Genomic DNA, 12,633 nt, shown 5'->3' with positions numbered 1-12,633 from the left:
TCGCGGGCTGGAGGCCGATCACCCCGCCACCGCCGACCGCGTCGAGCCGCTCGCGGAGCCGTCAGCACCGGCCGAGCCGACGACCGCACCCGAGTCGGCAGCCTTGGCCGAGCGGACTGCCTTGGCCGAGTCAGCGGTCATGGCCGAGTCAGCGGTCATGGCCGAGTCAGCGGCCGCGGGCGAGCCAGCGGCCGTGGGCGTCAGTGGTTTCGCCCCGGCCCAGGACACGCGGCGCACCAGCCATTCGATCGGTCCCTGCGCGAATCGCCGCAGCCACCACAGTGATACCGCCGCCTGCACGACCAGGATCAGCGCGCACAGCACGAGAGTGCGGGTCCAGGCGCCCGCCCCCTCCGGCTCCAATCCCAGCGGAACCGCGAAATACCGTGCGGCAACCACGATCACGGTGGCGGCGAGGTAGTTGGTCAGCGCCGTGCGACCCAGCGCTGCGAGCACGACGGCTGGCCGCGAATCCGGGCGAGAGCCGAGCAGCAGCAGGACCAGGCACGCATAGGCCGCCATCATGACGAGCCCGCTGACCATACCGACCTCGGCATGGTTCAGCTGCCAGAGCAGCGCGGCGACGGCCGCGAACCCGAAAACCACCAGCGCCCAAGGCAGAATCCGCCGCCCGGAAACCTCCAGCCGCCGCGGCAGATCCGCCATACCGGCCGCGAAGCCGAGCAGAAACAGCCCCGGAACCACCAGCAGACCCGACGACCCGAGTGCCGCGCCGACGGTGCAGATCACACCCGCCCCGCCGGTCACCGGCACCACCCACCGCGCCGGGAGGAACGTGGCGGGCAGCAGCAGGGTCAACGCCACGATCGCGTACGGCAGCAGCGCTTCCCCCGGATGCAGCAACTGGTGCAGAGCGCCCAGTACACCGATCGCGGCAATCCGCTGCAGCATCACGCGGCGCGGCGAGTGCACCCGCGACGACACGGCGCGCCACATGAGCGCGAAGCTGATCCCGAACAGCAGCGAGAACAACGGAAAGAACCGGTGATAAACCGCCAGCTCCAACCCGCGCACCACCGGATCGAGGTCATCGCCCCGCACCGGATGCAGGCGCAGCAGGGCCGGAGCATTGGCGAACAGGATGCCGCACAGGGCAAACCCGCGCAGAATGTCGAGACTCGGTATTCGTCGCATACCGATCATGCTCATCCTCCGCCCCACCCCCGAACATCGGCCGAACAGCCGAAACCACCCCGCCACCCTCAGCCGAACGGATGAGTTCCCCCCCAAGATCCCGAACAACCCACGCGTCCACGGATGATCACCTGTCCCGGGGGGTGGTGCTCAGTCCATGAGTCCGGACTGCCAGGCGCGGGCTGCGATCTCCACGCGATTGCGGGCCGTGAGGCGGCGTTGGATGCTCGCGATATGGGTTTTCACCGTGCCCAGGGAGAGGAACAGGCGCTCGCCGATTTCGGCGTTGGTGGCGCCTTCGGCGACCAGGCGGGCGACGTCGAGTTCGCGGGGGCTGAGGGTGGCCAGGGCGTTCGCGAACTCCGGCGGGACCGGGCGCTCGGTGCGGGCGCGGGTGCGGCGCAGTAGGGCGGTGGTGAGTTCCGGGCTGAGGAGGGCGTCACCGGCGACGGCGGCGCGGACCGCGGCGAACAGGAGGTCGGGGCCGGAGTCCTTGAGGAGGAAGCCGGTGGCGCCATTGGCCAGTGCGGTGTCGACGTAGTCGTCGTCGTTGAGGGTGGTGACCATGACGACGCGGGTGGTCAGGCTGATTCGTTTGCACACCTCCAGGCCGTCCACCCGGGGCATGCGGATATCGAGCAGTGCGACATCGGGATTCGCCGCGCGCACCGCTTCGATGGCCTGCACTCCGTCGGCTGCCTGGGCGACCACGTCGATATCCGGTGCGGCGTCGAGGATCATGGCGAACCCCATGCGCACCATCTCCTGATCGTCGGCGACGAGTACGCGAATCATCGTGTCCCTTCCTTGTTTCCGGATGCGGGCAGGCGGTCAGGCGTGCCGCCAGCTGCCAGGAGCCGTCCGGCAGCCGACCCGCGGTGACGGTTCCGCCCACCGCGGCGGCCCGCTCCGCCAATCCGGTGATCCCGGCCCCGCCGCCACCGCCCAGACCGGCCGATCCGCTTCCGTTGTCGCACAATCGAATCTCGACCGCATCGTCCTCGTCGAGCCGCACCGTGACCGTCACCCGGCGCGCGTCCGCGGCATGACGCCGAATATTGTTGAACCCCTCCACCAGGATTCGATGCGCCGCCAGCAGCACCGAATCGGCGACCCGCGGCGCTCGCACCATCGGATCGATATCGGAAACCACCTCACCCCCAAGGGTTTCGGCGAAGCGCGCCACCACATCATCGAGATCCCGGGTACCGGTGGTGGCCGCCTCGTCGGCGACGGTGCGCACCAGCGCCCGGATATCGTCGAGCGCCCGCCGCCCCGACCCCTCGATCCTCGCGAGCAACGGCCGGGTCCGCTCATCGGCCCCGGCCTGCGCCGCCTGCGCCAACACCACCATCCCCATCACCTCGTGCGCGATCACATCGTGCAGTTCCCGCGCCATCTGCGCCCGCTCCCCCGCCACCGCCGCCCGGCGCTCGGCCACCAACCGCCCCCGATGCGACCGCACCAGCAACCCGATCCCCAGCGAGGTGATCGTCGGAATCGTCACGGCGAGCAGCGCGATCGCCCCGTCCTCGATCACCCCCGCATACGCGACAACCGAGCCCACCGCCGCCACCGCCAGCAGCCCGGCCAGTACGCCGTCCCACAACGTGCGAATCCGCGACGCCACCACCCCGCACCCGACGATCGCCACCCATGCCGACCCGGTAGCCCATGGCGCGTGGCCCACCGGCCAGTAGGCCACCGCCACAATCGCCGCGAGCAACGCCAGGAATCCGCCGACCACCGCCCAGCGCCGCACCACCGGCTCCCCGGTCTCCCGCAAGGCCGCCACACACGCCACCGTGCCCGCCGCGACGCCGATCAGATCCACCCCGACCTGCCCCGCAGCCCCCGATGCCGACAACTCCAGCAGCACACCCAGCCCACCGGGCAGCACACACAGAGCAACCAACAACGCACGCATGCCCACGACCCTATCGACCCCCGCGAACAGAGCCGCTTCGCGCCCGATCAGGTCAACTGTCTGCCGCTCTCTCGGCGCCTGCCCCAGCGCGCCGCCGTGGCGAGATACATGGCGAAGACGGCGGCGAACTCGCGCAGGACAGCGCGCCGGGCGAAGCAGCGAGTGGTGCGCGCGCCGTTGACCTGGGCGCGCAGCCCGAGACGGCGGGCCAGGGCGGCGGTGCGCAGCACGTGGAAGTCGCTGGTCACCACCGTTATTCGGGCGGTGTCGGGATCGATGCCGCGACCGCGGAGTTCGCGGAGGGTGTATCGGAGGTTCTCTTCGGTATTGCGAGAACGGTTTTCGCGAACGAGCGCCGTAGCCGGAATCCCCGCGGCCTCGAGGTAGGCGGCTATAGCGTCGGCTTCGGCAATGCTGTCCCCACGTCCCTGACCGCCCGAGACGACGAGCACCGGCGCGCCGCCCCGCTCTCGCTCCACGCCGTACACCTCGACGGCCCGGTCCAGCCGGGAGGCCAGCAGCGGCCCCGCCCGCCCATCCCGCAATCGGCATCCGAGGACCACGATGACCTCCGCACCCGGCCGCTGCGGCCGCCGCGCATACACCAGCACATACCCCAGGAACGCGACGAACTGGACGAGTATCAGCAGGGGCAGCAGACGCAGAGCAACCAGCAGCGGACGCATGGCACGACCCTATCCACCCCGCCGACTACCCCGGATCGGCAGCCTGCGACACCACCGCGTCGAGCACTGTCGCGTCACTCGATTCGAGCGCGGGCCCGGTCGACGTGTCCTTGACATCGACCCCCGAACGGCCCAGACGGCGAGCGCCTTCGATCAGCCCGGCGGCGACCTGGGCGGCGCGTGCGTAACCGAGGCCCTCGGGCGGGTGGATATTGGAGATGCAGTTGCGCTCGGAGTCGGCGCGACCGGGGCGGGGCAGATGCGTGAGATAGATACCGAGACTGTCCGCGACCGACAGGCCGGGCCGTTCACCGATGAGGACCAGCAGGGTCGTCACGCCGAGGGCCGCGCCGATGTGGTCGCCGAGTGCCACACGAGCCTGCGTGGCGATGACGGGCGGCGCGAATGTGTAGCGGTCACCGAGCGCTTCGACCAAGGCGGCCACCATGGGCGCGCCGTGATCGGAGAGGGCACGCGGCGACAACCCGTCGGCGAGCACGATCCCGATATCGGCACCCACCCGCGACAACCCGGCGAGCTTCGGCGCGTCCTCCTGTCCCGCAGCGGTTCTCGCGTTCACCGCGTCGACCCCGGCCGGGAGGCGACCGAGATCCGGTCGCCGCAGGTACTCGGAGCGGTCGGCGGCTCGGCTGCGGACGTGCGCGGGCTCACCCAGGCCGAGTGCCGTCACCCGAGTCGACAGCGCCGCCACGTCGAGGGGATTGTGCACCGCGTCGCGGGCGGCGGCGTGGACGGCCCGGAATTCGAGGACTTCGGTGGTGGGCAGGGCGTCGCCGGTGCGGCCGAGGCCGATACGGGCCTGGGTCGTCCGGCGCAGTTCCGCCCAGAAGTCTTGGGCGGCAGCGGCTGTCGTGCTCGCGGTCTCGGGGACGGGACCGGCGGGATGGATGGAGCGACCGGCGAGGACCGTCGCGGGGCGGGCGGAGTCGTGATTGCTCATTGGTCTTCCTCCGGAGTCCACACCGAATCGCCTTCGGCGACATCGGCTCCGCGTGGGCGGCAGCCGCTGTCGAATCGGTGCGTCGCGCGCAATGTTCGCGATGCGGTCCGGTCATGCCGAGCACCAAGGGTTTTCCCGAAGGCGCCGACGAGAACGACCGGCAGAGCCGAACAGGTGGGCAGGTCGTTCATGTCAGCTCGCCAGTGCTCGCAGCGGCGAGGACAGGGGTTCGACGGGCAGGACGCGGCCGTCGGTGCTCATCATGCCGAGACGGTCCAGCCAGGCCGCGAACTCGGGGGCGGGACGCAGGCCCAGGACCTTCCGGACGTACAGGGCGTCGTGGTAGGCCAAGGATTGGTAGCCGAGCATGACGTCGTCGGCGCCGGGGACGGCGATGACGAAGGCGCAGCCCGCCGCGCCCAGGAGCGTCAACAGGGTGTCCATATCGTCCTGGTCGGCTTCGGCGTGGTTGGTGTAGCAGACGTCGACGCCCATGGGCAGGCCGAGGAGCTTGCCGCAGAAGCGGTCTTCCAGGCCCGCGCGGATGATTTGCTTTCCGTCGTACAGGTATTCGGGTCCGATGAAGCCGACCACGGTATTGACCAGGAGCGGGTCGAGGTCGCGGGCCACGGCGTAGGCGCGGGTTTTCAGAGTCTGCTGATCGACGGGCTTGCCGCCGACGCCCAGGTGCGCACCGGCTGAAAGCGCCGAGCCCTGACCGGTTTCCAGGTACATGACATTGTCGCCGACGGTGCCGCGGCGCAGGGACCGCCCGGCCTCGTTCGCCTCGCGCAGCAGCGAGATGTTCACGCCGAACCCGGAATTCGCGCCCTCGGTGCCCGCGATGGACTGGAACACCAGATCCACCGGCGCACCCGCCTCGATGAGCCCCATGGTCGTCGTAACATGGGAGAGCACACACGACTGCGTCGGAATATCGAACCGCTGCCGCACCTCGTCGAGCAGGTACAGCAGATCGGCGGTGGCCTGCGGCGAATCGGTGGCCGGATTGATGCCGATCACCGCATCACCGCAGCCCAGCAGCAGCCCGTCCAGCACCGCCGCGGCAATACCGCGCGGATCGTCGGTGGGATAGTTGGGCTGCAACCGGGTGGCGAGGGTGCCGGGCAGCCCCACGGTGGTCCGGAACCCCGCCGTCACCTCGGTGGCCTTGGCCACGGCAATAAGATCCTGATTGCGCATGAGCTTGGACACCGCGGCCACCATCTCGGGAGTGAGCCCGCGCGCGACCGCGGCCAGGGTGACGGCCGCGTGCTCGGTGGCCGCGACCCCGAGCAGCCAGTCCCGCAGTCCGCCCACGGTCAGATGCGAAATCGCCTGGAACGCACCGCGATCGTGGCTATCGATGATGAGCCGCGTGACCTCGTCGGTCTCGTACGGCACAACCGGATCGTTCAGGAAGGCGCTCAGCGGCACCTCCGCCAGCGCCCACTGCGCCGCCGCCCGCTCGGCATCGGAATGCGCCGCACACCCGGCCAATTCGTCACCGCTGCGCAGCGGCGTGGCCTTGGCCAGCAGCTCCACCAACCCGTCGAAGGTGTAGGTCGTGCCGCCGATGTGCTGGTGGTAGACGCTCATTCCAGCTCCTGTTCGGCCTTGGCCAGCATGGCGAATTCCTCATCGGGCGAGCTCGCGACCAGGCGATGACGGCTGTACAGCCCGAAATACAGCATGAAGGCGCAGAATGCCGCGAGCGTCCAAGCCGCCGCGACCGGATCCACGAGGAAGGTCGCGACCACCGCGACACACGCGACGAGCAATGCGAATCCGGTGGTGGCGATACCGCCGGGCGTCCGGTACGGCCGCGCCATACCGGGCTCGCGCACCCGCAGCACGATGTGGCTCACCATCATGAGCACGTAACTGACCGCGGCGCCGAAGACCTCCATGTTCAGCAGCATCGCGCCCTCACCGGTGAGCGACAGCCCGAAACCGATGACGCCCGGCACGATCAACGCCAGCACCGGCGCCTTGCGCGAGTTGGTCACCGACAGGCTGGTCGGCAGATATCCGGCCCGCGACAGCGCGAAGGTCTGCCGCGAGTAGGCGTAGACGATGGAGAAGAAGCTGGCGACCAGACCCGCCAGGCCGATGTAGTTGACCGCGGTGGCGGCCCCGCCGGAGCCGAGCGCCTCGACCAGGGGGTTCCCGGACTGCGAAAGCTTGTCCGCGCCAAGCGCTCCGGTGGACAGCACCAGCACCGCGCCGCCGGTGACCATCAGCACCAGCATGGCCGCGATAATCCCCTTGGGCACGTTCTTCTCCGGTTCGCGCGCCTCCTCGGCCGCCAGCGGCACGCCCTCCACCGCGAGGAAGAACCAGATCGCGAACGGCACCGCCGCCCAGATCCCGAACACGCCGAACGGCAGGAACGACGAGCTGCCAACGGCATTCGGATCGACCGCGATATCGGTCAGGTTGGCCGGATCGAACTTGCCCCACGAAGCGATAACGAAGATGACCAAACCCACCAGCGCCACGACGGTGATCGCGCACATGACCTTCAGCGCCTCACCCGCCCCGGCCAGGTGAATCCCGATGAAGATCGCGTACACCGCGAGATACACCCACCACCCGTCGGTGATCCCGAACAATCCCAGCGACTCCACATATCCGCCGATGAAGGTGGCGATGGCCGCCGGAGCAATGGCGTATTCGATGAGAACCGCCGCGCCCGTGGCGAATCCGCCCCACGGCCCCAGCGCCCGCCGCGCGAAGGTGTACCCGCCACCGGCCGCAGGCAGCGCCGCCGACAGTTCCGCCATGCCCAGCACCATGGCCAGATACATGCCCGCGATGAGCACGGTCGCGATCAGCAGCCCGCCGAAACCGCCCTGTGCCAGACCGAAATTCCACCCCGAATAGTCACCGGAAATCACATAACTGACGCCGAGCCCCGCCAGCAGCACCCAGCCCGCCGAACCCTTGCGCAGTGTTCTCTTGGCGAGATAGTCGTCGGCGGTGGTCTCGGCGGACGCCGCCGTTCGGGTCGCAGTCGTCATATGGTGACTCGCACTCCTCGCACTGTGAACTGAGCACTCGCCCAGAATGGGTTACCCGGACGATCCTCGGGACCCCATGTTGCTGGCTTGTAACCACCGTTTTCCCGCGGCATTAATGCGCGTTACGAATCGCACCGAACCTGCGCTCCGAGCCTGCTTGACCTCGGGATACGATGTCCGCGACGCCCCGATCGGACGTCGGTTCACGCAGCGAACCCCGGTAGCGCACGGCAGAACGGACCCCGTCACATGGCCTTGGACGCGTATCAGCCACCCTGGCTGCGCACGGTAGACATCCAGGACGAAGTGCGCGCCCTGCGCGCGTGGTGGCAACGCCCGCGGCGGATACGCCGCGCCTTCCAGGCCTATCACGATCTGCTGTCGGTCACCCCCGCCGCCATCGCCTACGCCTTCACCCTGTTCCTCACCTGGTGGACCCTGCGCGGGGCCAGCGATATGGTGGGCCGCCGCCTCATCCTGTCCGCCTCCACCAATCTGCGTAATCTGCACAAGGATCCGATCCAGGTGCTCGTCGCCTCGGCGTTCTAGACCGACGGCGGATTCCCGTGGGGCGAGATCATCGTCATGCTCACCCTCATGGCGCTTGCCGAACGCTGGCTGGGCTCACTGCGCTGGATCCTGGTGGTCGCCACCGGGCATATCGGCGCGACCCTGCTGGTGGCCTACGGGCTCACGCAGCGACTGGAGGACGGGCTCATTCCGCTGCGGGTCACCGTGGCCACGGATGTCGGCCCCAGCTACGGGATTTCGGCCATGCTGGGCGCGCTGACCTTCCGGCTGCGCGGCCCGGCGCGCTGGATCTGGGCGGTGGGACTGGTGCTGTGGTGGGGCGGCGCGCTCTGGCACGGCCGCACCTTCACCGATTACGGCCACTTCTTCGCCCTGTTCATCGGCCTGGCGGTCGGGGCGATAGCGGTCGGGCTCTCACACCGGTTCGTGAAGGTCATGGCGCGCAAGGCCGCCCGGTCCGCGCACGGGCGGGCGAAAGGCTCAGCGGCCGACCGCATCCCGGCTGGCGGGCTCGATCGGGTCGGCGGAGCTGCCCAGCCCCTGGAAGAATCGGACGGCGGGCTCGACCAGCCGCGCCGCGATCGGCCCCAGCACGGCCATGATTAGCACATAGGCCGAGGCCAGCGCCGCCAGTCGGCTGTCCGCGCCGCCCATCGAAACCGCGAGTCCGGCAATGACAATGGAGAATTCGCCGCGCGCCACCAGCGCCGCACCGGCACGCGCGCGGCCCATCCGGCGAATGCCCTGCCGCTTGGCCGCCCACCAGCCGGTACCGAGTTTGGTGAGCGCGGTGACCACCGCGAGCGCGACCGCCCACCCGAGCACGGGCGGTATGGCGGTGGGATCGGTATTGAGCCCGAAGGCCACGAAGAAGATGGCCGCGAACAGATCTCGCAGCGGTTCCAGGAGTTTCGCCGCCTCGTGCGCCGTCGATCCGGAGATGGCGATGCCGAGCAGGAACGCGCCCACGGCCGCCGACACATTGAGCGCGGAGGCGATGCCCGCCACCAGTAGCGCCGCGCCGAGCAGCTTGAGCAGGAAGACCTCGTTGTCGTTGCTGTCTACCACCGCCGACACATAGCGGCCGTAGCGCAGGGCCACCACCAGCACCACGGTGATCGCCAGCAGCGCGACGGCGAGCGATTTCGCACCGGCGGCGAAGCTCAGCCCGGCCAGCATCATGGTGAGGATCGGCAGGTACACCGCCATGGCGAGATCCTCGAACACCAGGATGGACAGGATCACCGGGGTTTCCCGGTTACCCAGGCGCCCAAGATCATTGAGTACCTTGGCCACGATGCCGGAGGAGGAGATGTAGGTGACGCCGCCCATGGTGACCGCGCCGACCGCACCCCATCCGAGCATGAGCGCCACCACCGCGCCCGGGGTGGCATTGGCGACGATATCGACCAGGCCCGCCACCCAGGAGCGGCGCAGGCCGGTCACCAATTCGGCTGCGGTGTACTCCAATCCGAGCAGCAACAGCAGCAGCACCACGCCGATCTCACCGGCGAGGTGACCGAATTCGGCGGCGGCCTGCATCTGCACGATGCCGCCCTGCCCGAAGGCCAGTCCGCCGAGCAGATACAGCGGGATCGGCGACATGCCGAACCGGGCGGCCAACCGGCCCAGCATCCCGAGCGCGAACAAGATCGCGCCGAGTTCGACCAGGGCTAGACCGGTTGCATCCACAGTCTCAGCCGTCGGCCAGGATGCGCGCCGCGGCGTCCAACCCGTGCGGGGTGCCCACGACTACCAGCAGATCGCCGGAGTCGAGCACGAAGTCCGGTCCGGGCGAGGGGTGCAACTGCCCGGCGCGCATGATGGCGACGATGGACGCCTTGGTGCGGGTGCGCATACCGGTCTCACCGAGCATGCGGCCCTGATAGGGCGAGTTGCTGCCGATGGGTAGCTGTCTGGTGGTGATGCCGGGCAGGTCGCGGTGATCTTCCTTGAGGCTCTCCACCAGCTGCGGAGCGCCCAGCAGATTGGCCATGACGGCCGCTTCGTCCGTGGTGAGGGGCACCTGCGCCAGGCAGGCGTCCGGATCGTCGAGCTGGGAGACGATGAGGTCGATGCCGCCGTCCCGGTGCGCCACCACCCCGATCCGGCGGCCCGCTCGGACCTCGAAATCCTTGCGTACACCGATACCTGGCAGCGCTGTCACATCGACGTTCACCGGTCCAGACTAGGACAGACCGCACAGTTTGCGGCAGAACGGGCTCATGCCGAGCCGGATACCGGTCAGTCGTCGACCAGCGGCGCGAAGTGACCGTCCGCCGCGGGGAGGTAATCGCTCACCCCGGTCACCGCCGCCAGCGGCAGCGCGCCGTAAAGATGCGGGAACCGCATGGACTCGGGATCGGTCGGCACGCCCGGCTCCCACCGGACCGGTGCGTCGAAGAGGTGCGGGTCCAGCCACAGCAGCACCAGGTCCTGCCGCCCAGCGAACAACCGATCGGCCGGATAGTGCGCTTGATAGGGGGGCCGACAGATGAATGAACCCGACCTCGTCCAAGGACGGCGCGCGATACTCCCCCGCCGCCTGCGCGGCCTCCCACTCGTCCCGAGTGCAGATGTGCACCAGGGTTTCCGACGCTGCGGTATCCGACGCTGTCTCCGACATGATCCCCATCCGCTCCGCGTTCCCGACAAAGCCGCAGTCTATCGCCGCACCCAATCCCCACCCGACGCACGGCTGAACGACCTCCCGCCGCCAGACGATCCTCCGCCGCCAGGCAACTTCCCGCGGCTGGACGATCCTCCGCTACCAGACAAGCTTCTGCGGCTAGACCACCCTCCGCCGCCGGACGACCTTCGCGCGCTGGGCTGAGGCTGCGCGCATCAGGGCTGAGTTGTGTGCACCAGGGGCGGTCGTTTGATTCAGAAGGGGGTCGGGCGGGCGATGTGGCCGGAGATGTCGTTCACGCCGACCAGGGCGGGAGCGAATCGGCCGACGGCGCGGGCGCCGACTGCGGCGTCGGTGGTCCAGACGCTCACGCAAGGGGCGGCGGGTGGGCGTAGGGCGAGTTCGAAGGCTTCACCGGCGTCGGCGACGCGGACCACGGGTAGGACGGGGCCGAGGGTCTGGCGGGTCATGATGGACATGGCCGGGTCGACGTCGGCCAGGACGGTGGGTTCGAAGACGTGGCCGGTGGCGGTGCCGCCGCACAGGAGGCGGGCGCCCTTGAGCAGTGCGTCGCGCACCTGGTCGCGGACTATGCCGACCTGGGCGGCGGAGGTCATGACGCCGATGCCCGGATCGTCGTCGGTCATGGGTCCGAAGGCGGCGGCCTCGTGCACCAGTTTGTCGATGAACGCGTCATGGACGGCGGATTCGACGTAGATCCGTTCCACGCAATTGCAGGATTGCCCGCTGTTCGCCAGCCCGCCCAGGGCAATACAGGCCGCGGCCTGATCCAGGTCCGCGTCGGCCAGCACGACGGCCGCGGACTTGCCGCCGATATCCAGGCAGCACGGGATCAACCGCCCGGCCGCGCGCAGCGCCACCACCTTGCCCGTGTCGGCGCTACCCGTGAAGCGCACGTAGTCCACGCTGTCGAGCACAGCGGGCCCGGCATCGTGCCCGGCGACGGTCTCGAAAACCATTGGGGCGCCGATACTTGCCCAGCCCGCGGTGACCGCGCGCATGGTCAGCGGCGTTTCCGAGGACGGTTTCACCACCACCGCGGCTCCGGCCAGCAGCGCGGGCACGGCGTCGAATACCGCCAGCGCCAAGGGATATGTCCACGGCCCGACCACCCCCATCACCGAGCACAATTGGTTCGCGAGAGCCACTTGCATGGAGGCGGTCGGGCGCACGGCCACCTGCGGGTGGCGGCCGCCGAGGAAGGCCGCGCCGTGGGCGCGGTAGTGCTCGAGGGCTTCGAGAGCGAGCGCGAATTCCGCCTCGCTCTCCGATTCCGACTTCCCGGTTTCCAGCTCGAGCAGTGCGACGAGTTCATCGCGATTGTCCAGCAACCAGTTTCGGAACGAGGTCAGCCAATGGATCCGACCGACCACCCCGAGCGAACGCCAGAGCGCGCCGTTATCCCGTAACCGGTCCACGATCGCGCGCACCTGATCCGGATCGTCGGTGGGAATGGTCTCGATCACCCGGCCGTCGGCGGGCGCGATCACGGTGAGCATCGGCGGACGGACCTTTCCGGAATCCGACACCTTCATCTGGTTCATCTGGGTGCTGAGCGCGGTGCGCATGAATCTCACCGTATGGGTGAGGTTTTCGAGCGACCAGCTTCCTAGCGGCCAGGAACCGACGAATACGGGCCGCAACCAGGCAACTTACCGGCCGGTAACGCCTCGGGGACGCCGGAAGTTTGCGAGACTGCC

At 69.1% G+C, this 12,633-nt stretch carries 10 protein-coding genes and 3 pseudogenes; 2 read left to right on the top strand and 11 right to left on the bottom strand.

All coding sequences use genetic code 11. The features are described 5' to 3' along the window. Window positions 1–18: 18 nt before the first annotated feature. The 7 genes and pseudogenes from NC4_RS35440 to eat all read right to left on the bottom strand — a co-directional run bounded on the left by NC4_RS35440 (window position 19) and on the right by eat (window position 7,752). On the bottom strand, window positions 19–1,164 hold the full coding sequence (locus tag NC4_RS35440; protein WP_218021383.1) for a DUF418 domain-containing protein: 1,146 nt from the start codon (window positions 1,162–1,164) through the stop codon (window positions 19–21). A 141-nt stretch (window positions 1,165–1,305) separates the two neighbouring features. Next, the gene (locus NC4_RS35435) at window positions 1,306–1,950 is read right to left on the bottom strand and encodes a response regulator (protein WP_067547801.1); all 645 of its coding nucleotides are present in this window, start codon (window positions 1,948–1,950) and stop codon (window positions 1,306–1,308) included. A gap of 496 nt (window positions 1,951–2,446) precedes the next feature. Next, a pseudogene (locus NC4_RS44935) lies at window positions 2,447–2,509 on the bottom strand (hypothetical protein); the annotation flags it as partial. A 620-nt stretch (window positions 2,510–3,129) separates the two neighbouring features. After that, a complete protein-coding gene (locus NC4_RS35425; RefSeq protein WP_067547794.1) occupies window positions 3,130–3,768 on the bottom strand; it encodes a YdcF family protein in 639 nt (212 codons plus the stop codon). A 25-nt stretch (window positions 3,769–3,793) separates the two neighbouring features. Further along, window positions 3,794–4,729 (bottom strand): ethanolamine ammonia-lyase subunit EutC, encoded by a 936-nt coding sequence (gene eutC, locus NC4_RS35420; protein WP_084530085.1) that lies wholly within the window; start codon window positions 4,727–4,729, stop codon window positions 3,794–3,796. 192 nt (window positions 4,730–4,921) lie between these two features. Next, window positions 4,922–6,328: an ethanolamine ammonia-lyase subunit EutB gene (locus NC4_RS35415; RefSeq protein WP_067547792.1), complete on the bottom strand. Its 1,407-nt coding sequence runs from the start codon at window positions 6,326–6,328 to the stop codon at window positions 4,922–4,924. Beyond that, window positions 6,325–7,752, bottom strand: a complete 1,428-nt coding sequence (eat, locus tag NC4_RS35410) for an ethanolamine permease (RefSeq protein WP_067547790.1) — start codon at window positions 7,750–7,752, stop codon at window positions 6,325–6,327. Before eat ends, NC4_RS35415 begins: the two co-directional genes overlap by 4 nt. Window positions 7,753–8,001: 249 nt before the next feature. On the opposite strand from eat, the gene NC4_RS35405 reads away from it, so the two are divergent. Both NC4_RS35405 and NC4_RS44930 read left to right on the top strand, forming a co-directional pair. Next, window positions 8,002–8,301 (top strand): hypothetical protein, encoded by a 300-nt coding sequence (locus NC4_RS35405; protein ID WP_067547788.1) that lies wholly within the window; start codon window positions 8,002–8,004, stop codon window positions 8,299–8,301. Between the two features lie 27 nt (window positions 8,302–8,328). Then, window positions 8,329–8,679: pseudogene (locus NC4_RS44930) on the top strand (rhomboid-like protein); the annotation flags it as partial. Between the two features lie 84 nt (window positions 8,680–8,763). Here NC4_RS44930 and NC4_RS35400 read toward each other — a convergent pair. The 4 genes and pseudogenes from NC4_RS35400 to NC4_RS35385 all read right to left on the bottom strand — a co-directional run bounded on the left by NC4_RS35400 (window position 8,764) and on the right by NC4_RS35385 (window position 12,501). Continuing rightward, window positions 8,764–9,975: a cation:proton antiporter gene (locus NC4_RS35400; RefSeq protein WP_067547785.1), complete on the bottom strand. Its 1,212-nt coding sequence runs from the start codon at window positions 9,973–9,975 to the stop codon at window positions 8,764–8,766. A 4-nt stretch (window positions 9,976–9,979) separates the two neighbouring features. Beyond that, window positions 9,980–10,462, bottom strand: coding sequence for a cation:proton antiporter regulatory subunit (locus NC4_RS35395; RefSeq protein ID WP_067547783.1), 483 nt, complete (start codon window positions 10,460–10,462; stop codon window positions 9,980–9,982). 65 nt (window positions 10,463–10,527) lie between these two features. Beyond that, a pseudogene (locus tag NC4_RS35390) lies at window positions 10,528–10,909 on the bottom strand (DUF952 domain-containing protein). Between the two features lie 257 nt (window positions 10,910–11,166). Continuing rightward, window positions 11,167–12,501: an aldehyde dehydrogenase family protein gene (locus NC4_RS35385; protein WP_067547781.1), complete on the bottom strand. Its 1,335-nt coding sequence runs from the start codon at window positions 12,499–12,501 to the stop codon at window positions 11,167–11,169. Window positions 12,502–12,633: the final 132 nt, after the last annotated feature.

The organism is Nocardia crassostreae (assembly GCF_001613405.1).
GTDB lineage: Bacteria > Actinomycetota > Actinomycetes > Mycobacteriales > Mycobacteriaceae > Nocardia > Nocardia crassostreae.
Note: the sequence above shows the minus strand (reverse complement) of the source record. Positions and strands in the feature narration are given on the sequence as shown.